The sequence below is a fragment of the Bradyrhizobium sp. Y36 genome (assembly GCF_002531575.1).
Taxonomy (GTDB): Bacteria; Pseudomonadota; Alphaproteobacteria; order Rhizobiales; family Xanthobacteraceae; genus Bradyrhizobium.
On the sequence record NZ_NWTI01000013.1, the window covers coordinates 125619 to 145361 of the forward strand.

Here is a 19743-nt window from a genome sequence, read left to right on the forward strand (position 1 = left end):
TCACCCGATCTCGAATGCGTCGGAAGCCAGATGCGCGTGCTTGTCGTGCCAATGCTGCGCGATCTGCAATCGGGTCGGCACCCAGACATGTTCATGCTTGCCGATATAGTCGAGGAAGCGGATCAGGCCCGCGGCGCGGCCGGGCCGCCCGGCGAGGCGGCAGTGCAGTCCCACCGACATCATCTTCGGCGCCGTCTCGCCTTCGGCATAGAGCACGTCGAAGGCGTCCTTGAGGTAGGTGAAGAACTGCTCGCCTTCGGCAAACCCTTGCGGGTTGATGAAGCGCATGTCGTTGGCGTCGAGCGTATAGGGAATGACGAGCTGCTTCCCATTCGCACCCTTCACCCAATAAGGCAGATCATCGGCGTAGGAGTCGCAGAGATAGAGGAAGCCGCCCTCCTCCATCAGCAGACGGTTGGTGTTGATCGAGGAGCGGCCGGTGTACCAGCCGAGCGGACGCGAGCCGGTCGCCTCGGTATGGACTCGGATGGATTCAGCGATCTCGGCGCGCTCCTGCGCCTCGGTCATGTCCTTGTGCTCGATCCATTTCAGGCTGTGGCTGGCGATGTCCCAGCCCGCCTCGTTCATCGCCGCGACAATCTCGGGATTGCGCTTCAAGGCGGTGGCGACGCCGAACACGGTGGTCGGCCAATTACGCGCGGTGAACATCCGCCACAGCCGCCAGAAGCCGGCGCGCGAGCCGTATTCGAACATGGATTCGATATTGGCGTGGCGCTGGCCCGGCCAGGGCTGCGCGCCGAGCACATCGGACAGGAAGGCTTCCGAGGCGCGGTCGCCATGCAGGATGTTGTTCTCGCCGCCCTCCTCGAAATTGACGACGAACTGCACCGCGACGCGCGCGTCGCCGGGCCATTCCGGGTGGGGCGGGTTGCGGCCGTAGCCGCGGAGATCGCGGGGGTAGCGTGGTTCAGTCACTCAGACTTCCTCGAAGCGGATCGGCAGGGCGCCCTTCCACAGCACGCTCTTGCCGAGGGTGGCGAGATTTTCCAGGCCCGAGGTCAGCGTGATGAAATGGTTGCCGGCGAGCTGGCCCATCTTGCTGGCGAAATGCACGGCGCCGTAGGCCAGCAGGATCTCGGTCTCGCTGATGCCGCCGGGATAAAGAATGATCTGGCCGGGCGCGGGGTAGCTGGTGTGGTTCTCGTAGCCGACGCCGAAGTCGAGGTCGCCGAGCGGCATCCACACACCCTCGCCGCTCCAGCGCACGTGGATGATGTGGCTCTCGAACGGCAGCGCCTTGCGGAAGGCGGCGACGGTCTTCGGTGCCAGCTGCTCCTCGAAGCGAGCATCGAAGGTGAATTCGCCGGCGCGGATAACGAGCTTGCTCATCTCATTTCTCTGGATCGGGGCTGCCCCCGGAAAGCCCTCAAGCAAAGAGCACTCTCGGCCGTTTCGCGCAAGAGGCAGGGCCGCGCATTGCGAGCGAGCGCAGGATCAGCGGAAATGCGGCCCAGGCGTCTCAAGGCTCGGTCGCAGCACCTCAAGTTCCGCCCGCTGCGGCCTCCACGCGTGGTCGGCTCATTGAAGCGGATTGACGGATAGAAGTCCATTGATGCCAGAGGGCACGATTGCTGAATATTTGACCGGCATGTGCCGCCGCCTTCGCAAGAGCCGTCGGCTCGCGATGATGGAGCAGAAGGCATCGCCGCCCTCGCGTGTCCCGGCTCTGCAGCACGAGAGTGGTGGGTGGCGCTGGCTGTCTCCTCGTCATCGCGACACTGTTATTCCTCGCCCTGTGCGCAAGGGCCGTAGGGTGGGCAAAGGCGCACTGCGCCGTGCCCACGATCTTCCTCCATGAGCAACAGGACGTGGGCACGCTTGCGCTTTGCCCACCCTACGACATCGAGCTTGTGGCACGCAGCTCGGCTTGCAGACATGCGTTCGCAGCCTCGCGGCTCAATTCGCCCGAGCTTTGCTTCGTCTCTCACCCTCTAAATCCAAGAGGGCGCAGGGAAGGCCGGGTGCTGACAACGCACCCGCGGTCCGCTGCGCGAATGATGCGCAAAGGAGACCGCACAGCAGCATACAGGTGGTGCCGATCACTCGGCCTTCCCTGCGCAGTGGCTGGACGGCTTATGCCGTGCTCTCCCGGGAGCCGAACTTTCCCTCTGGCCTCCCTCGCCGCTCGAATTGCATGATGCCGTCTGCCCGGTTGGGCTCGCGCACATCTTCGATCCGGCTTGACCGTAGCAACGACGGCCAGGACCACACGGTTTTGCCGTACGCACGGCCCGCCCTCTCGCCGCAGTTTTCCCGAGCCCCGTCGACGAAGCCGGAAACTTACAGACGAAACGAGCCTAGCAGCGCCGTTCGTCCGCACGCGGGAACCGGGCTCACAGGGACTACCCGCCCTGCCCGTCCCATCTCGTGCCGACGCTGCCGCGTCCACCGCAAACCCGGCTCGCGATCGTGACGACCAGCATGATCGCCCCTCCTGGTGAGCCGGGATGGACGATATATGCGCCAAAACCGAATTTCGGTAAAGTGGAATATTTTTGGCGGAGTGGATTGACAGGGGGCGACACAGGCACGGGGCGTTGCCCGGACGGGCCAACGGATCGGCGCGAGGCGCCGTCCGATGACAGGCTCAGCGAGATCCGGGACAGCGTCAGATGCCGGAGGAGCGGCCCCGGGTATCGCTTCGCTCACCCGGGCTACAAGGACATCGAGAAGACCGGCACATCAAAAAAGGGCGGCACCTCGTGCCGCCCTGTTTGCGCCATTCCCGCCGCGCAGATCGAAAACGACCGCTCAGTGCGGCCCGTATCAGTAGCCAGGATCGTAATAGAACGGGCTACCGCCGCCGCCGTAATAGCCGCCGCCACCGTAATAGCCGGGACCGCCGTAATAAGGCCGCGGGCCGTAATAATAGCGATTCTCGTAGTAGTCACGGCGCCGCTGCTCGGCGATCACCCCGCCGATGATACCCGCGGCGGCGCCCATGAAGGCGAGACCTGCGGCATTCGGTCCGCGCCGGTAATAACGACGCCGGGCTGCGCTGAAGTCGGTGGCATCAGAGGAAACCTGGCTCACGGCCGCAGCCTTTGCCGACACCGCCGGGCCCACCCCCGCGGACGCCGCGGCCGAGGGCGACGCTGAGGTTGCGAGCAGCGCCACGCTTGCGAACGCGGCCAGGACCGCATTTCGGCCGGCTACGGATTTCATCGGTCCATCACTCATCTTGATCTTCCTCTGTTCTCGCCAAAGAAATTGAGTAAGCAAACATCGTGTAACGCACAAACCACTGAAACGGTTTCCGATCGCGGCAATCTGCCACGCTTTGAACGATTGTAAACCGAACGGCCGAGTCCCAGCTTGGACCATCCAACCTGAGCGGATAATGAACAGCCGCGCCGTTTTCCGGCTGCCGTAAGCGTTTTACGTGAACCAAGGCATCAACCGACGCCGTCGGGATCGGTGCCATTTGCAGGGTTCAACGTGATCGAGCGTCCTTTTCCAAGAGAAGCCAGATGACTTTGGTTCGCAAACTGCCGGCGCGCTATGCGCCGATCGTGCTGTCCATCCTCATCACCGCCATCGTGTCGGTCATTTCGACGCTGCGGAGCCTCGGCCCAACCCCGGCATTCCCGGCGACCTGGCCAGGCGCCTGCGGCCTGTCTTGGCCCGTCGCCTTCCCGACCCTGCTCCTGGTGCTGCCGCTGGTCCGCCGGATCGTGGCCTGCCTCGTCGCGGCTCCGCCTCAACCGGGCCGGTAGACGGCCTGCGCCTTAGGACAGCGCGCCCAGCACGCCCCTCGTCGCCTTGTCGATCTCCTCGACGTAGCGGCGGCGGGCGAAGTTTTCGGTGAGGAAGCCGACCACCTTGCGGCTGTCGGTGGAATCCACCACCGCCAGCATCTCGGCCTCGGCTTCGTCGAACACCGCCATCGCCGACTTCACGTTCATTTCCGGGATCAGCACGATGTCGATCAGGCGGGCGAGCTCGATCACCTGGATGTCGTCGGCGATGGTATCGAGGTCGCTGGAAAACAGATCGGGCAGCAGGACGAGACCGACATATTCGTCGGAATTGTTGACGATGACGACGCCCGGCCGCGAGCCCAGCACGAATTCGCGGCGGACCGCGGCGATCGTCGTGGTCGAAGGCACCTTGCCGACGTCCGAGCGCATCAGGCGCTCGACGGTGAGGTTGCGCAGCCAGCCGACGTCGTTGGCGCTGCGGATGGTCTCGCCGCGCAGATGCAGGCGCCAGGTCGAGAAGGAATGGCCGAACATGAAGCGGACGCAGATCGAGGTGACGATGCAGCCGGCCAGCACCACGGCGGTGACGTCGACATTGCGCGTCATCTCGAGCACGAGGAAGGACATGGTCAGGGGACCGCCGACGATGGCGACGCCGAGCGTCGCCATGCCCGTCAGCATCGCGACCAGCGGATCGATCACGAAGTTCGGGCTGATCAGGAGCAGCACTGCCGCGAAGAACTTTCCGATCAGGCTGCCGACGAACAATGAAGCGAAGAACAGACCGCCGCGGAAGCCCGAGGCGAGCGAGATCAGGCACGCCGTGACCTTCAGGGCGATGATCAGCGCGATCAGGCCGATCGTCATCTCGTGAAACAGATCGAGCACCATGGCGCCGTGGCCGGCCGCCAGCACCTGCGGGGTGATGATCGCAAAGCCGCCGACGATGAGGCCGCCGGCCACCGGGCGGAGCCAGACCGGCAGCCAGGCGAACAGGCGCTCGAAGTTCGGCGAGGAGCGCATCACGGCGATGCCGACGCCGCTGGTGACGAGCGCGAGCCCGATCAGGGCCAGATATTGCTCGACGCCGACGGCGCTGACCTTGGGGATCTCCAGCGAGTATGGCGCGCCGCCGAGCCATTGCGCGGTCAGCGCGCCGGCGAGCGAGGCGGCCAGGATCGGCGCCGCGCTGCCGACCGAATAGACGCCGACGATCAGCTCGCAGGCATAGAAGGCGCCGGTGATCGGGGCGCCGAACGCCGCCGCGATCGCCGCGGCAGCGCCACAGCCGACCATCAGGCGAAGATCGTTGCGGCGCAGATTGAAGAACTTGCCGAACAGCGAGGCGACGCCAGAGCCGATCTGGGTGTAGCCGGCCTCGAGGCCGACCGAGGCGCCGCAGCCGTTGGAGATCAGCGTCTGGCTCGACACCACCACGCTGTCGCGCATCGACAGATTGCCGCCGCGCAGCGCGTTCGCCTCGATCGGGTCGACCGCGCTCGAGATCTTCATCCGCCGCCGCGACCATTCCATGATGCCGAGCGCCAGCCCGCCGAGCGCAGGCGCGATCAGTGCCGCCCAGGGGCTGACCCGGGCGTTGGCAGAGAGGCGGACGTCGACCGGAATGCCGTAGATGACCATATGGGCAATCTGCGCGATCTCGGCCATCAGCGTCACGATGGCGCCGGCCAGCGCGCCGATGACCAGTGCGAGCGGGATGAGATAGAACTCGTTGCTGCGCAACAGCGCGCGCAGCCGAACCATGACGCGGTTGGATCCCTTGCGATCGGTGAGATGTCTGATCCGCGCGAACACCGCCCGCCCTAACCTTCCGACAGTCCGTAACCGGCCATGCGCTGGCGGACCCGTTCGATCTCGTCGCTGGGGAGCAATGGCGGCTTTCCGATCTGGAGACAGCCGTGATATTGCCGCGCCAGCGTCTCGACCTCGACGGCCAGCCACATCGCCTTGTCCAGCGTCTTGCCGATTGCGATCATGCCGTGATGGTCGAGCAGGCAGGCGAGCCGGCCCTCCAGCGCGCGCACCGCATGCTCGGACAGCTCCGCGGTTCCGAAGGTCGCATAGGGCGCGCAGCGGATGCTGTCGCCGCCGGCCGCCGCGATCATGTAGTGCACCGGCGGAATCTCCATGCCCATGATCGCCAGGATGGTGCAATAGGCCGGATGGGCGTGCACGACGGCGTTGACGTCGGGTCGCGACTTCAGGATGTCGCGATGAAAGCGCCATTCGCTCGACGGCTTCTGGTTGGGCGCGTGGGCACCGTCCATTGTCATGAAGACGATCTGGTCCGGCGTCATGGCCTCATAGGGCACGCTGGTCGGCGTCACCAGGAGCCCGTCCACATGCCGGACAGAGATGTTGCCCGAGGTGCCCTGATTGATGCCGAGCGCGTTCATGCGCCGGCACGCGTCGATAATGGCCTGTCTCTTGGCGAGCTCGTCCGCTGTCATCGACATCCCGATTTCCCGACGATCGACTTGTTAGAACGGAAGTACGTCAAAGCAACATGGCTGTGCAAGCGAAAGCGGCCCGGATCCGGCGCCGTCCCGGCGAGGCTCCTGCCAAACCACGAAATGGACGGCAAAATCAATGGATTCACTTGATGTCGCAGCCCTATGACAGGCTGGCCCGGACGGCGGCGATCCCGTTGATCACGAACTGCACGGAATAGGCCGCGAGCAGCATGCCGAGGACGCGCGAGAGCACGGCATTGCCGGTGCGCCCCAGGGTGCGCGCGATCAGGTGGGCCGAGACGAAGCACAGCATGCAGATCAGGCAGACCGAGACGACGACCGCGATGATGATCGCGAGCTTCGTCCCGTAGCCGGCATCTCCCGACAGCAGCAGCGTGGTCGCGATCGCGCCGGGACCGGCCATCATCGGGATCGCCAGGGGGAACACCGCGACGTCGGAGGCGTGCTCGGAGGTCGCCTTGTCGGCCTCGCGGGCCTCGCGATGCGGACGATCGCCGAAGATCATCTGGTAGGACACGCCGAACAGCAGCAGCCCGCCGGCGATCTGGAAGGCCGGAATGCCGATCCCGAGCTGGCGCAGCAGCCAGTTTCCGGCCAGCGCGATCACCACCAGGATCGAGGCCGCGATCAGCGGCGCGCGCAGCGCGATCATGCGCTTGACCTTGTCGGACATGCCGCCGGTGGCCGCGAGAAACGCCGGCGCGAGGCCGACCGGGTCGACCACCAGCAACAGCGTCACGAAAGCGGACAGGGCGAAGTCGAGCATGGGTCGGCGTCTCGGGCGTGGGCACAGGCGGCAAGCCATAGCCGCTCGCGCCCGTCTTCGCGAGGAACATTTGACCATCCCGATGCTTGATCGCCTGAGGATTGAGGAAGGAGATGCCTTCCCGTGTCACCTCATGAGGAGGATGTATGGCTAAAGCGAAGAAACGCACGACCAAGAAGACCGCAGCGCGCCGACCGCGTCAGGCGCCGAAGATGCTCAGCGACCTGTTTCTGGAGACGCTGAAGGACATCTATTTCGCCGAGAACAAGATCATCAAGACCCTGCCGAAGATGGCGAAGGCCGCGCATTCGAAGGATCTGACGGCGGCCTTCAACAAGCACCTGCGCGAGACCCAGGGCCAGGTCAAGCGCCTGGAGCAGATCTTCAAGATGCTGGGCAAGCCGGCGCGCGGCAAGCCCTGCGAGGCCATCAACGGCATCACCGATGAGGGCGCCGAGATCATGAAGGACTTCAAGGGCGCACCGGCGCTCGATGCAGGACTGCTCGCGGCCGCCCAGGCTGTCGAGCACTACGAGATCTCCCGCTACGGCACCTTGCGCACCTGGGCCGAGGAGCTCGGCATGCCGGACGCGGCAAGGCTGCTTCAGGCGACGCTCGACGAGGAAGAGGCGACCGATCATGCGCTGACCGAGCTCGCGACGTCCGTGATCAACCTCGAGGCGGAAGAAGAGTACCGCGCCGCGGCCTGATCCCTGCGCGTTGACGAGGACGAAACGCCGCGGCCCTGCCGCGGCGTTGCCGTTTGGGCCCGTGGAGCGACGTTTGTTTTTGGATCGCACGACGGCGCATGGCACGTCAGCGCCAGCGCACTGGATTTCCCGGGAACCAGCCCCATATGCAGGCTTTCCCACCCCCGAGCCCCCAACATGCAACCGAAAAATCCCCTCGACTGGATGCTGTCCGAAGCCCTGGACTCGCTGACCCGCGCCGACCGGTTGCGCCAGCAGTTCGGCCGCCAGGACGCCTGCTGGGAGCCGCCGATCGACGTGCTGGAAACCGAGCACGAGCTCCTGATCCTGGTCGCGCTTCCCGGCGTCAATCCGGACAATGTCGAGACGCTCATTCATGACGGCGTGCTCGTCATCTCCGGTCAGCGCACCCTTCCGCCGGAGCTTCGCAACGCCCGCATCCACCGGCTCGAGCTGCCGCAGGGGCGTTTTGAGCGCCGCATTGCATTACCGCTCGGCCGCTACGCCATCAGCCGCTTCGTGATGGACGGCTGCGTCGCTCTGCGCCTCGCCAAATCCTGAGGTCGATCATGGCCACCGAACAGATGAACAACGAACAGACCCATAACGACGTGAAGATCCCCGACGACGCGCTGATCATCATCCCCGTGCGCGAGATGGTGCTATTCCCCGGCGCCATCGCCCCGATCGCGATCGGCCGGGCGAAGTCCATCGCCGCCGCGCAGCAGGCGCTGCGCGAGCAGCGGCCGGTCGGCATCGTCCTGCAACGCAGCCCCGAGATCGAGGAACCCGGGCCCGACGACCTCTACCGGGTCGCGACCATCGCCAACGTCGTGCGCTACATCACCGCGCCCGACGGCACCCACCACATCGTCTGCCAGGGCGTGCAGCGCGCACGCATCCTCGACTTCCTGCCGGGGACGCCGTTCCCGGTCGCGCGCTTCCAGCAGATCCCCGAGCCGACCACGACCTCGCCCGAGATCGAGGCGCGGGCGCTGAATCTGCAGCGCCAGGCGATCGAGGCGATCGAGCTGCTGCCGCAGGCGCCGCCCGAGCTGGTCGCGATGTTCCAGAGCACCAGCGCGCCCGGCGCGCTGGCGGATCTGGCGACCTCGTTCATGGACATCAGGCCGCAGGACAAGCAGGAGGTGCTGGAGACCATCGACCTGACCCTGCGCGTCGAGAAGGTGTCGAAGCACCTGGCCGAGCGGCTGGAGGTGCTGCGCATCTCCAACGAGATCGGCCAGAAGACCAGGGCCTCTTTCGACGAGCGGCAGCGCGAGGCGATCCTGCGCGAGCAGATGGCGACGATCCAGCGCCAGCTCGGCGAAGGCGACGGCAAGGCGGCCGAGGTCGCCGAGCTGACCGCTGCGATCGCCAAGGCCAACATGCCGCCGGAGGCGGAGGCACATGCCAAGAAGGAACTGCGCCGCTACGAGCGCATGCCTGAGGCTGCCGGTGAGGCCGGCATGGTCCGCACTTATCTGGACTGGCTGATCGAGCTGCCCTGGGCCCTGCCCGCGGAGAAGCCGATCGACATCAAGGAGGCGCGAGCCATCCTGGATGCCGACCACTTTGGCCTCGAGAAGATCAAGAGCCGGATCATCGAATATCTGGCGGTGCGCAAGCTGGCGCCGCAGGGCAAGGCGCCGATCCTCTGCTTCGTCGGTCCGCCCGGCGTCGGCAAGACCTCGCTCGGACAATCCATCGCCCGCGCGATGGATCGCCCCTTCGTGCGCGTCAGCCTGGGCGGCGTGCATGACGAGGCCGAGATCCGCGGTCACCGGCGCACCTATATCGGTGCGCTGCCCGGCAACATCATCCAGGGCATCAAGAAGGCGGGCAGCCGCGCCTGCGTCATGATGCTGGACGAGATCGACAAGATGGGCCGTGGCGTGCAGGGCGATCCCTCGGCCGCGATGCTGGAGGTGCTCGACCCCGAGCAGAACGGGACGTTCCGGGACAATTACCTGGGCGTGCCCTTCGACCTGTCGCGCGTGGTGTTCATCGCGACCGCCAACATGCTGGACCAGATCCCGGGCCCGCTCTTGGACCGCATGGAGCTGATCAGCCTCGCCGGCTACACCGAGGATGAGAAGCTGGAGATCGCGCGGCGCTATCTGGTGCGGCGGCAGCTCGAGGCCAACGGCCTGACGGCCGCGCAGGCCGAGATCGAGCCGGAGGCGCTGAAGCTCGTGGTCAAGGGCTACACCCGCGAGGCCGGCGTGCGTAACCTCGAGCGCGAGATCGGCAAGCTGTTCCGCCATGCCGCGGTGCAGGTCGCCGAGGGCTCGGCTGCCAAGGTCGTGGTGACGCCGAAGGATATCGCCACCGTGCTGGGCCAGCCGCGCTTCGAGGGCGAGATCGCGCAGCGCACCAGCATTCCGGGCGTGGCCACCGGCCTTGCCTGGACGCCGGTCGGCGGCGACATCCTGTTTATCGAGGCCTCGCGCGTGCCCGGCCGCGGCGGCATGATCCTGACCGGCCAGCTCGGCGAGGTCATGCGCGAGAGCGTGCAGGCAGCGCTCACGCTGGTGAAGAGCAAGGCCGCGCAGCTCGGCATCGATCCGTCGGTCTTCGAGAAGAGCGACATCCACGTTCACGTGCCGGCGGGGGCCACCCCGAAGGACGGACCGAGCGCGGGCGTTGCGATGTTCACGGCGCTGACGTCACTGCTCACCAATCGCACGGTGAGGAGCGACACGGCGATGACCGGCGAGATCTCGCTGCGCGGCCTGGTGCTGCCGGTCGGCGGCATCAAGGAGAAGGTGGTGGCGGCTGCGGCGGCGGGCCTGAAGCGGGTCATGCTGCCGGCACGCAACAAGCGGGACTACGACGACATCCCGAAGAGCGCACGGGACAACCTCGAATTCATCTGGCTGGAGCGCGTCGACGAAGCCATCGCCGCGGCGCTCGAGCCGGTCGAGGCCCAAGTCAATGCGAAGGTCGATGCGAAGGTCGAAGCGGCGGAGTGACTACGATGAAGAAACTGCTGGAAGAAGCGAAGCGATCGCGGAAAACGCAGCGGCTGCGCCAGCTGCTCGGTCGTGCCGTCGACCGGGTTCGCGATGCACTGGCAGCACCCGAGCCGCGGCTTCAGCCGATCCCGGTCCGGGTGAAGCGCCGCAAGGGTTGAGCCCTCCGTCTCAGGCCCTCGCGGCTGCCCCAAACAAAAGGCCCCCTCCAACCTGAGGGGGCCTTTGCGTTGTTAGCCCACGGCGTCCTTGGCCGCCTTGACCGGGCGGGCGCGGACGATCTTGCGGGCCGGCTTGGCCTTGAACATCATCTCTTCGCCCGTGAACGGGTTGGTGCCCTTGCGAGCCTTGGTCGCGGGCTTCTTGATGACCACGAACTTGGCGAAGCCCGGCACCAGGAACAGGCCGTTCTTCTTGAGCTCCTTGTGACCGACGTCGGTCAGCGTCTCCATGACGTTCTTGACGTCGCGCTTGGAAAGCTCAGTGGCGGTCGCAATCTTTTCGATCAACTGCGATTTGGACATTTGGGTTGCCATCGTGTCTCCTCTGATTCGTGACGGCTGCATATTAGACCAACCGGCGAAGGCCTATAGCCTTCTGCACAGTTTTGTCGCGGTTTTACGGGCATTTTTGGCCCTCTGTGGCAAAAAACCCTGCATTTTAGCCACTTCCAGTGCGGAAGGAGCCTCGAGCAGCGGATTTTGCCTTGTTTCAAAGGCCCGCACGACATCTTGCTAGAACTGATTCGCCGCTTTCGACAAGCGAAGACCGGCCTCTTTGTGAAAGGCCGGTCGTTTTTCACCCTGAAATATAAGGGTCGGATCGCATGTCGCGGTCTTCCTGCCCGTAAAAACAGGGAGAAAGCGAGAGGTCGATCGGCTAGACGCGCTCGATGATGATGGCCGGCGCCATGCCGCCGGCGGCGCACATGGTGACGAGACCGCGCTTGAGATCACGCCGTTCGAGTTCGTCGAGCACGGTGCCGATCAGGATCGAACCGGTGGCGCCGATGGGATGACCGAGCGCGATCGAGCCGCCGTTGACGTTGACCTTGGCGCGATCGAGCTTGAGGTCGCGGATATATTTTTCCGCCACGACCGCAAAGGCCTCGTTGATCTCGAACAGGTCGATGTCGTCGATGGTCAGCCCCGCCTTCGCCAGCACCTTGCGCGTCGCCGGGACCGGCGCGTTCAGCATCAGGGTCGGCGAGTCCCCCATATTCGCCATCGCCACCACGCGGGCGCGGGCCTTGAGGCCATGCGCCCTCGCGTAAGCGGGCGAGGCCAGCAGGATCGCGGCGGCGCCGTCGACGACGCCGGACGAATTGCCGGCATGGTGCACGAAGTCGATCTCGAGGTCAGGATATTTCTGCAGGATCAGGCCGCGATAGGTCGTGCCCTTGTCGTCGAGCGCGTAGTCGGCAATTGCGGGGAATGCCGGCTTCAGTCCGCTGAGCCCCTCCATCGTGGTCTGCGGCCGGGGATACTCCTCGTGGTCGAGCGCAAGGCTGCCGTCCTCGCGGTGAACAGGCACGAGGCTCTTCTTGAAGTACCCGTTCGCCATGGCATGCGCGGCACGCTTCTGGCTCTCCAGTCCGAGCGCGTCGACATCCCGTCGCGTGATGCCTTCCATGGTCGCGATCGCGTCCGCGCAGACGCCCTGATGCGACTGTGGATGCCTGGCGCGCAGATGCAGATTGCCGTTGTCCATCATCATCGGACCCGAGCCACGGCGCCCTTCCATCGACATCATCTCGCAGCCGCCGGCGATGACGAGGTCCTCGGACCCCGCCATGATCGAGGACGCCGCCATGTTGACGCTGGTGATGCCGGAACCGCAAAATCGATCCAGCGTCACGGCGCTGGCGCGTACGTCGTAGCCGGCATCGAGCGCCGACATCCGGCCGAGATCGCCGCTTTGGGTCGCGACCTGCGCGCTGCAGCCCCAGACGATGTCGTCGACGTCGGCGGTATCGATGCCGGTACGCTCCGCGAGCGCGCCCAGCACGGTGGCGCCGAGCTGCTGCGGATGAATGCCCGAAAGCGCTCCCTTGCCGGCCTTGCCGACACCGCGCGGGGTCCGGCAGGCATCGATGATCAGCGCGTCGGTCATGGGCGTTATCCTCTTGTTGTGAGTGTTGAGAGGTTTGTGGGTCAGGAGATGAGGTGAGTCAATGCGGTGAGCCTTCCCTTCGCCCTCCCCGCTTGCGGGGAGGACGAAGACACCAAAACGCCGCTACACCCCCGCCGCGTTCCTCGCGATCACGTTGCGGTAGAAGCTCGCACTGAGCTTCGGCGTGCGCACCTGGGTGTCGAAATTGACATGGTACAGCCCGAAACGCTTGTTCAAGCCATACACCCATTCGAAATTGTCCATCAGGCTCCAGAGGAAATAGCCGCGCACCGGCACGCCTTCCGCCGTGGCGCGCTGGAGCTGGGCGAGATAGTTGCGCAGGTACATGATGCGGTCGGTGTCGTAGATCTTGCCATCCTGCGTCACGACGTCGTCGCCGGATGCACCGTTCTCGCTGATGTAGATCGCATCCGTCTTCCAGATCGTGGCCGCCAGCTTCGGGACCCAATAGAGCGTCTCGGGCCCGACGCGCAGCCAGTCGGAGTTCATATGCGGGAACGATTTCGGGATCGGCAGCGGCACGAAACCCGCGCCCTGGTCGGAGGCCACCACGTAGTGCTGCGGCGCGTAGATGTTGAGGCCGAGGAAGTCGACCGGCGAGGAGATGATCTTCAGCTCCGCCTCGGTGTGTTTCGGTGCGTCGGCGCCGGCGAATTTCAGAAAGGCGTCGGTGTAGCGGCCGGTCATGATGACATTGAGATAGCCGGCGTTCATTTCGCGCAGCGCAATTCCCGCGGCACGCACATTCTCCGGCGTGTCGATCGCGGGCACGCAGGCATCGACGTTTTCGGCCGGGCCGACCCTGGTGCCGCGGCGGCCATGGGCGCGCACCGCCTGCACCGCGAGCCCATGCGCCAGCGCGCTGTTGTGCCTGATCTGGTTGACCTCGGCTTGCGGCAGCGTCAGGCCGGGCGCGTCGATGCCGATGCCGTAGCCGAAATAGACGAAGCGGCCGCTCTCGTTCAGCGTGAACACGTTCCTGACGCGGTCGGTCAGATGCTCGGCGACATAGGCCGCATAGTCGCCGAAGATCTTGCAGGTCTCGGTCGAGCGCCAGCCGCCGAAGCGGTCCTGAAGCGATTGCGGCAGGTCCCAATGATAGAGCGTCAGCCACGGCTCGATGCCGTTCTTCAAGAGCTCGTCGACGAGACGATTGTAGAAGTCGAGACCTTTCGGGTTCGGCTTGCCATCACCGTCCGGAAACACCCGGGGCCAGGCCACCGAGAAACGATAGGCCTTGCAGCCGAGCGCCTTGATGAGCGCGACGTCCTCCTTGTAGCGGTGATAGTGCTCGTTGGCGCGGTCGCCGGTGGTGCCGTCCTCGATCTTGCCGGGGATGCGCACGAACTTGTCCCAGATCGAGGCCCCTCGCCCGTCCTCGTTGACCGCACCCTCGACCTGGTAGGACGAGGTCGCCGTGCCCCAGACGAAGCCGGCCGGAAAGCCAGCGGTGCTGCGCGCCCGGGCCTGCTTGGCCTCGGCTGCCTCCAGAGGACTTGCCATTCCGGCCGCGGACAATCCCGCCAGCTTGGCAAACTGGCGACGCGACACCTTCTCCGACATGCGATGCTGTCCCCGATGCTTGTTGCGGGCGCACAATGACGGGTCGCAGGCGATTTGAGAAGCAGCGGAGGCAAGCCTTGACGATGCAAAAATGCAGAAGGGCACGCCCGTTCTGCAGACCGCTATTCAGGCTCGATGCCAAGCCCTTGAATGATCTTGCCTGACGAGGCGAGCTGGTCTTCGAGGAACCGCTTTGCGCCCATGGGCGTCACCGCATCGCCGACACGGACATCGAATCCGAGTGTGGGAGCCCGCTCGCGCACGTCGGACGATTCGAGGGCGCGTGCAATCTCGGCACTCAGCTTTTCGACGACGTCAGCCGGGGTGCCGGCCGGGGCCATGAACATGAACCAGCCCTGGAGATCGACGCTCTGCAGCGTCTCCGCAATTGCAGGAACGTCCGGCAGCGAATCCAGCCGCCTGGCGCCGGCAACGGCCACCGGGCGGAGCGTACCTGCCTTGATGAAGGCCTCGGCGATGGAGGCCGACTGGATCGTCACCTGGATGCGGCCCGAGATCGCGTCCTGCACGGCATTCGTGGTCGTATTGTAGGGGATCAGGACGAAGCCCGTTCCGGCGCTCTTGTTGATGGCCTGGGCGATCAGACCCGAGAGGTTGCGCGCACCGTCCACGGCCAGGCTGAGGGAACCCGGCGCCGATTGCTCGAGCTTGATCAATTCCGGCAGCGTATTGGCCTTCACCTCGGGATTGACGAGCAGGACGTGGTTGCTCTTCGCCACCATCGCGACCGGCACGAAGTCCTTGACGGGATCATAGGGAAGCTTCTTGAAAGTGTAGGGATTGGTGACGAGCGCGGCCGACGTCGCAAACAGCAACGTGTAGCCGTCCGGAGCGGCACGGGCGACCGATTGGGTGCCGACGAGATTTGCGGCGCCAGGACGATTCTCCACGACGAATTGCTGACCGAGGACCCGCGAGAGCTTTTCGGTGATGAGACGGCACATCACGTCCGGGCTGTTGCCCGCCGGCTGCGGCACGACGACCGTCACGGGCCGCTGCGGCCACAATTGCGCAGAGGCCGGAAGCGACAGGCAGAGCGCAGCGCCGGCGAGCAGCACGCGACGGGACAGTCCGGACATGGTGTTCCTCCCTGGAAGATCCCGCTTTGCGGGTTTTTATGGTTCGCTCGCCGCCGCCGGCGGCCGACGTTCGGTCAGGTTTCGTCGGCGACGACATTCCTGAGCACGCCGAGACGATCGACCTCGATCTCGACGACATCGCCGGGCTTCATCCAGAGCGGCGGCTCGCGCCGTGAACCGACGCCGCCCGGCGTTCCGCTGACGATGACGTCGCCGGGCTCGAGCCGCGTGAAGGTCGAGCAGTATTCGATCTGGCGCGGGATATCGAAGATCATCTGCTTGATCCGCGCCTCCTGCATGACCTCTCCGTTGAGACGCGTCTCGAGCTTGAGCTCGCCGAGCGGACCGAGCTCGTCCGGCGTCATCATCCAGGGCCCGAAAGCGCCGGTGTCCGGAAAATTCTTGCCCGGCGTGAACTGATGCGTGTGACGCTGGAAATCGCGGATGCTGCCGTCATTGTAGCAGGAGTAACCCGCGACATGGTTCATGGCGTCCGCCCGGGAGATGTAGCGGCCGGCCTTGCCGATGACGACCGCAAGCTCGCCTTCGAAATCGAGGTGGGTCGAGACGCGCGGCCGCACGATCGGCTGCAAATGTCCGGTCTGGCTGTTGGCATAGCGCGAGAAGATGGTGGGATGTTCGACCTCGGCGCGGCCGGTCTCCTTGCGGTGGGTCTCGTAGTTCAGGCCCACGCACAGGATCTTGTCCGGATTCGGGATCACCGGCAGCCAGGTGACTTTTGAGATCGGAACGGCCGTTGCGGAGGTCTTGGCATCCGCCACGCCGGCGAAGGCGGCGCCGATTGAGGCCTTGAGATCGGGATAGCGCGTCTTGAGCACCGCGCCGACGTCGAAAAAGGTCTCGCCTTCGACAATGCCCCAGGTGGTGCGGCCTTCGATCGCTACGGTAGCCAGTTTCACGGTGTTCTCTCCATTTTCAGATCGGGAATCCTGTCTTGCCCAGCCGCGACGTCGCAACGACGCAAGGCGATCTCGGCGAAGAGATCGCCGAGCTCGCGGGCATTGCGCGCGGTTCCGAACACGTAGTGATCGGGCCGAACGGCCGCTGCGACGACACCGTGACGATCGAACCAGCCCGCCAGCACCCCGTCGGTCTCTTCCAGCACATTCGGACGACCTGCGCCGACAGGTGCGATTGCGGCGACAGACATGTCGGCGCGCGCGGCGCAGAAGGCCAGCATGGAAGCGGCGTCGTTGCTGCGGCCGTCGATCACCAGCCGCCAGCCGGGCCCGGTCATTTCGTCCAGCAAGCCGGTCGTCGCACCGCGTGCGATGCGCGGCTGCGGAAACAGCGTGCCGCGCGCCGGCGTCTCGTGATCTGACAGACATCCTGCGCGCAGCGGCGGAATGATTTCCTGCCGCGTCAGATGCAGCGGCTTGCCGCCGCCTTCGGCCAGGATTTGCGCATCGCGCCGCCGGGCGGCAGCCGGATCGCGCTCGCAGATCGACTGGCCGATTGCCTTGATCTTGCCGGTGAGCTCGATGACGTGCCGCTTGCGTTCGACCGCGTAGCTGTCGAGCAGGCCGCCGGAGGAGACGCCCTTCAGCACGCGATCGAGCTTCCAGACGAGGTTGGTGGCGTCGCGCAGACCCTGGCACATGCCCTGGCCGATGAAGGGCGGCTGCTGATGCGCGGCATCGCCGGCGATCAGGATCCTGCCGTTGCGCCAGTCCGCGGCAACGAGGGCATGGAAGCGATAGGAGGCCGCCCGCCATATCTCCCCGTCCTGCGGCGTGAGCCAGGGCGCGAGCAGCTTCCACACACTCGCCGGCCGCTCCATCTGCCGCGCATCCTCGCCCGGCAGCAGCATGATCTCCCAGCGGCGGTGGTTGTTCGGACCGATCAGGAAGCTCACGGGGCGCGCCGGATCGCAGAATTGCGCGGAGCATTGCGGCAGGCGAGCCAGTGAACCCTCGTTGACACGCGCATCGACCACCAGCCAGGGCTCGTCGAAGCCGAGATCCTCGAGCGCGAGCCCTGCGATCTGACGCACGATGCTCGATGCGCCATCGCAGCCGAGCACGTAGCGCGCCGTCACGGAGCGGCGCCGTCCATCATTTTCATTCAGCTGCGCCTCGACGCGATCGGACGTTTGAACGAGATCGATCAGCTCGACGCCGAGCTCGGTGCGCACATTGGAAAACCCGGTTGCATGGCGGCGCAGCTCGGCCTCGACAGCGGGCTGGCTGAACACCATGCTCGGCGTGTAGCCGAGCGGATAGGGCTTTGCGACCATGTCGATGCGTCGGATCAACTGGCCGTCGACGCCAAAATGCTCCGACGCGGTGAAAGGCTCGACATGGGGCGAGATCGCATCAGCGAGGCCCATATTGTCGAAGTGACGGAAGATCTCGTGATCGAGTGCAATCGCGCGCGGCTTGTCATAGACGCCGGTCAACCGGTCGATGACCAGGGTTCGATGACCGAGGCGCCCGAGCAGGCCTGCGGCCACTGCGCCGGTCGGGCCGAAGCCGACGACGAGCACGTCGTAATCGGTGGTGCCAGCCGCATCCGTCATGCGCGCGCCGCCGCGAAGGGAATGGCGAGCTGCGCCGCCTTACAGGCGTCCGACTTCGGCGGGGCGATGCCCCACTGATCGGTTCGCCCCGGAGGCCAGACCCAATCGGCCGGGCCTTTCGCGACATAGGTGTCGTCAATTTGCAGGACTTCGGCGGTGTATTCGATGACGCTGCCTGCCGGATCGACGAAATAGGCGAACACGTTGTCGCCCGGGCCGTGGCGGCCGACGCCCCAGCCGATCGGATAGCCGTGATCGATCATGCGACCTGAGCCGCGCATGACGGACTCCAGATCGGGCATGAGGAAAGCCACGTGATTGAGGCCGTTGCGCGGGGCTTGCGCAAGCACGATCGCGTGGTGATCGCTGTTGCAGCACAGGAACGCCATCAGCTTGGAGCGATCCGACAGCCGGAATCCCAGGGTTTCCTGATAGAAAGCAGAGAGCTTCTCGATGTCGGCGCTGTTGATGTTGACATGTGCGAGACGCTCGGGGCGATCCGCGATCACGCGTGCCGGCTTGGTGCGATCGCCATGAACGAACTCGATGACGCATCCCTGCGCCTCGCGAACGACGAAGCTCGTCCCGCCCGAGGGTGCAGGCGACGGCGCGGGCGAGCTGATCACCTCGCAGCCGGCTTGCCGCGCACGCGCGAACAAGCTGTGCAGATCGTCGTGCGAGCGGACGCGAAAGCTGATCTTGCGGAGCGACGTCGCCTCGCCCGGCGTGAGCTCGAGAACGTGGAAGTCGCTGCCCGTCGCGGCAAGGTACACCGTGCCGTCCGCCTCCGCCGCGACGTCGAGGCCCCAGACCTTGCTGTAGAACTCGACCGAGCCGGCAAGCTGCGGCGTCGTGATCTCGACGCTGCGCAGGGCCGTCACCGGAAAGTCGGACATTGGACTTCCTTGTCAGGAAACGCGAAACGCAGATCCTTTAATATGTACAAAATAGCCCGTAAAGCAAAAATTTATAAATAATTGGCGGCAGATCTGCTAATGTACACAAGCGCTGAGATTCCAATGGATTGCCGTGAGCCCAGACATGCGCCCTGACCTGCCAAGCCAGAAGGTGGACCAGCCGGCAACACTGGCGACCACCATCTACGCGCGCCTCAAGGCCGACATCCTGACGACGCGGCTCGAGCCCGGTCGCAAGCTGCAGTCGCGCTTCCTGATGGAGCAGTACAATGTCGGGCAGACGCCGCTGCGCGAGGCGCTCAACCGCCTGACCACCGAAGAGTTCGTCGTCGGCATGGAGCAGCGCGGCTTCTATGTGAAGGAGGTCAGCAAGGAGGAACTCCAGGAGCTGACCAAGACGAGGTGCTGGGTCGAAGGTCTGGCGCTGCGCGAGTCCATGCAGAATGCGACCCAGGCCTGGGAAGAGGCGCTGCTGGTTGCGCATCACCGGCTCGATCGCACGCTGCGCTCGCTCAAGCCCGACACCTTCGAGGACAATCCGGATTGGGAGAAGGTGCACCGCGCCTTCCATGCGACGCTGATAGGCCTTTGCGGTTCACGCCCCCTGCTCGGCTTCTGCGAGCAGCTCGCCGACCGTCTCTACCGGTACCGCATGATGTCGATTGCGAAGGCCTATCCGGCGCGCAAGGTCGGCGCCGAGCACAGCGATATCCTTCAGGCGGTTCTCGCCAGGGACGGCGAGCAGGCAGTCCGCCTGCTGCAGCAGCATTATCAGCGTACGGCCGACGTCATCTATTCCGATCTCGACGGACTGCTGGCGTAA

19 protein-coding genes are annotated in these 19743 nt (G+C 65.2%); 6 read left to right on the plus strand and 13 right to left on the minus strand.

What is annotated here, in order from left to right:
- The 3 genes from puuE to CO669_RS21555 form a co-directional block, all read right to left on the minus strand.
- Positions 1–936: an allantoinase PuuE gene (gene puuE / locus CO669_RS21540; RefSeq protein ID WP_097661943.1), complete on the minus strand. Its 936-nt coding sequence runs from the start codon at positions 934–936 to the stop codon at positions 1–3.
- On the minus strand, positions 937–1350 hold the full coding sequence (locus CO669_RS21545; RefSeq protein ID WP_097661944.1) for a DUF3830 family protein: 414 nt from the start codon (positions 1348–1350) through the stop codon (positions 937–939).
- 1437 nt (positions 1351–2787) lie between these two features.
- Entirely contained in the window at positions 2788–3201 is a 414-nt protein-coding gene (locus tag CO669_RS21555) for a hypothetical protein (protein WP_198964165.1), read from the minus strand.
- 290 nt (positions 3202–3491) lie between these two features.
- On the opposite strand from CO669_RS21555, the gene CO669_RS21560 reads away from it, so the two are divergent.
- The gene (locus CO669_RS21560) at positions 3492–3737 is read left to right on the plus strand and encodes a DUF2798 domain-containing protein (RefSeq protein WP_097661945.1); all 246 of its coding nucleotides are present in this window, start codon (positions 3492–3494) and stop codon (positions 3735–3737) included.
- A gap of 12 nt (positions 3738–3749) precedes the next feature.
- On the opposite strand, the gene CO669_RS21565 is transcribed toward CO669_RS21560, so the two are convergent.
- The 3 genes from CO669_RS21565 to CO669_RS21575 form a co-directional block, all read right to left on the minus strand.
- Positions 3750–5537 carry a chloride channel protein gene (locus tag CO669_RS21565; protein WP_097661946.1) on the minus strand — a complete coding sequence of 596 codons (1788 nt, stop codon included), beginning with the start codon at positions 5535–5537 and terminating at the stop codon, positions 3750–3752.
- 8 nt (positions 5538–5545) lie between these two features.
- The gene (locus CO669_RS21570) at positions 5546–6199 is read right to left on the minus strand and encodes an L-fuculose-phosphate aldolase (protein WP_198964166.1); all 654 of its coding nucleotides are present in this window, start codon (positions 6197–6199) and stop codon (positions 5546–5548) included.
- A gap of 157 nt (positions 6200–6356) precedes the next feature.
- Complete coding sequence (locus CO669_RS21575) at positions 6357–6983, minus strand: MarC family protein (protein WP_097661947.1); 627 nt, start codon at positions 6981–6983, stop codon at positions 6357–6359.
- Positions 6984–7129: 146 nt separating this feature from the next.
- Here CO669_RS21575 and CO669_RS21580 point away from each other — a divergent pair, with 146 nt between their 5' ends.
- The 4 genes from CO669_RS21580 to CO669_RS36085 all read left to right on the plus strand — a co-directional run bounded on the left by CO669_RS21580 (position 7130) and on the right by CO669_RS36085 (position 10829).
- The gene (locus CO669_RS21580) at positions 7130–7693 is read left to right on the plus strand and encodes a YciE/YciF ferroxidase family protein (RefSeq protein WP_097661948.1); all 564 of its coding nucleotides are present in this window, start codon (positions 7130–7132) and stop codon (positions 7691–7693) included.
- A 177-nt stretch (positions 7694–7870) separates the two neighbouring features.
- A complete protein-coding gene (locus CO669_RS21585) occupies positions 7871–8254 on the plus strand; it encodes an Hsp20/alpha crystallin family protein (RefSeq protein ID WP_097661949.1) in 384 nt (127 codons plus the stop codon).
- Between the two features lie 8 nt (positions 8255–8262).
- Positions 8263–10668, plus strand: a complete 2406-nt coding sequence (lon, locus tag CO669_RS21590; RefSeq protein WP_097661950.1) for an endopeptidase La — start codon at positions 8263–8265, stop codon at positions 10666–10668.
- Positions 10669–10673: 5 nt separating this feature from the next.
- A complete protein-coding gene (locus tag CO669_RS36085) occupies positions 10674–10829 on the plus strand; it encodes a hypothetical protein (protein ID WP_198964167.1) in 156 nt (51 codons plus the stop codon).
- Positions 10830–10901: 72 nt separating this feature from the next.
- On the opposite strand, the gene CO669_RS21595 is transcribed toward CO669_RS36085, so the two are convergent.
- The 7 genes from CO669_RS21595 to CO669_RS21625 form a co-directional block, all read right to left on the minus strand.
- On the minus strand, positions 10902–11204 hold the full coding sequence (locus CO669_RS21595) for an HU family DNA-binding protein (protein ID WP_025037698.1): 303 nt from the start codon (positions 11202–11204) through the stop codon (positions 10902–10904).
- Positions 11205–11547: 343 nt separating this feature from the next.
- The gene (locus CO669_RS21600) at positions 11548–12780 is read right to left on the minus strand and encodes an acetyl-CoA C-acetyltransferase (protein ID WP_097661951.1); all 1233 of its coding nucleotides are present in this window, start codon (positions 12778–12780) and stop codon (positions 11548–11550) included.
- Between the two features lie 123 nt (positions 12781–12903).
- Positions 12904–14364 carry a GH1 family beta-glucosidase gene (locus tag CO669_RS21605; protein ID WP_097661952.1) on the minus strand — a complete coding sequence of 487 codons (1461 nt, stop codon included), beginning with the start codon at positions 14362–14364 and terminating at the stop codon, positions 12904–12906.
- 122 nt (positions 14365–14486) lie between these two features.
- On the minus strand, positions 14487–15464 hold the full coding sequence (locus CO669_RS21610; RefSeq protein ID WP_097661953.1) for a Bug family tripartite tricarboxylate transporter substrate binding protein: 978 nt from the start codon (positions 15462–15464) through the stop codon (positions 14487–14489).
- A 74-nt stretch (positions 15465–15538) separates the two neighbouring features.
- Positions 15539–16384, minus strand: a complete 846-nt coding sequence (locus CO669_RS21615; protein ID WP_097661954.1) for a fumarylacetoacetate hydrolase family protein — start codon at positions 16382–16384, stop codon at positions 15539–15541.
- Positions 16381–18003 (minus strand): bifunctional 3-(3-hydroxy-phenyl)propionate/3-hydroxycinnamic acid hydroxylase, encoded by a 1623-nt coding sequence (locus CO669_RS21620; protein ID WP_097661955.1) that lies wholly within the window; start codon positions 18001–18003, stop codon positions 16381–16383. Before CO669_RS21620 ends, CO669_RS21615 begins: the two co-directional genes overlap by 4 nt.
- Positions 18000–18899 (minus strand): VOC family protein, encoded by a 900-nt coding sequence (locus CO669_RS21625; RefSeq protein WP_097661956.1) that lies wholly within the window; start codon positions 18897–18899, stop codon positions 18000–18002. Before CO669_RS21625 ends, CO669_RS21620 begins: the two co-directional genes overlap by 4 nt.
- Positions 18900–19044: 145 nt before the next feature.
- On the opposite strand from CO669_RS21625, the gene CO669_RS21630 reads away from it, so the two are divergent.
- Positions 19045–19743: a GntR family transcriptional regulator gene (locus CO669_RS21630; RefSeq protein ID WP_097661957.1), complete on the plus strand. Its 699-nt coding sequence runs from the start codon at positions 19045–19047 to the stop codon at positions 19741–19743.

Bases quoted from the DNA above. Each gene is read 5' to 3' on its own strand.
- CO669_RS21545 (WP_097661944.1), bottom strand. From the start codon at position 1,350: ATGAGCAAGCTCGTTATCCGCGCCGGCGAATTCACCTTCGATGCTCGC.
- CO669_RS21555 (WP_198964165.1), bottom strand. From the start codon at position 3,201: ATGAGTGATGGACCGATGAAATCCGTAGCCGGCCGAAATGCGGTCCTG.
- CO669_RS21560 (WP_097661945.1), top strand. From the start codon at position 3,492: ATGACTTTGGTTCGCAAACTGCCGGCGCGCTATGCGCCGATCGTGCTG.
- CO669_RS21570 (WP_198964166.1), bottom strand. From the start codon at position 6,199: ATGTCGATGACAGCGGACGAGCTCGCCAAGAGACAGGCCATTATCGAC.
- CO669_RS21575 (WP_097661947.1), bottom strand. From the start codon at position 6,983: ATGCTCGACTTCGCCCTGTCCGCTTTCGTGACGCTGTTGCTGGTGGTC.
- CO669_RS21580 (WP_097661948.1), top strand. From the start codon at position 7,130: ATGGCTAAAGCGAAGAAACGCACGACCAAGAAGACCGCAGCGCGCCGA.
- CO669_RS21585 (WP_097661949.1), top strand. From the start codon at position 7,871: ATGCAACCGAAAAATCCCCTCGACTGGATGCTGTCCGAAGCCCTGGAC.
- lon (WP_097661950.1), top strand. From the start codon at position 8,263: ATGGCCACCGAACAGATGAACAACGAACAGACCCATAACGACGTGAAG.
- CO669_RS36085 (WP_198964167.1), top strand. From the start codon at position 10,674: ATGAAGAAACTGCTGGAAGAAGCGAAGCGATCGCGGAAAACGCAGCGG.
- CO669_RS21595 (WP_025037698.1), bottom strand. From the start codon at position 11,204: ATGGCAACCCAAATGTCCAAATCGCAGTTGATCGAAAAGATTGCGACC.
- CO669_RS21600 (WP_097661951.1), bottom strand. From the start codon at position 12,780: ATGACCGACGCGCTGATCATCGATGCCTGCCGGACCCCGCGCGGTGTC.
- CO669_RS21605 (WP_097661952.1), bottom strand. From the start codon at position 14,364: ATGTCGGAGAAGGTGTCGCGTCGCCAGTTTGCCAAGCTGGCGGGATTG.
- CO669_RS21610 (WP_097661953.1), bottom strand. From the start codon at position 15,464: ATGTCCGGACTGTCCCGTCGCGTGCTGCTCGCCGGCGCTGCGCTCTGC.
- CO669_RS21620 (WP_097661955.1), bottom strand. From the start codon at position 18,003: ATGACGGATGCGGCTGGCACCACCGATTACGACGTGCTCGTCGTCGGC.
- CO669_RS21625 (WP_097661956.1), bottom strand. From the start codon at position 18,899: ATGTCCGACTTTCCGGTGACGGCCCTGCGCAGCGTCGAGATCACGACG.
- CO669_RS21630 (WP_097661957.1), top strand. From the start codon at position 19,045: ATGCGCCCTGACCTGCCAAGCCAGAAGGTGGACCAGCCGGCAACACTG.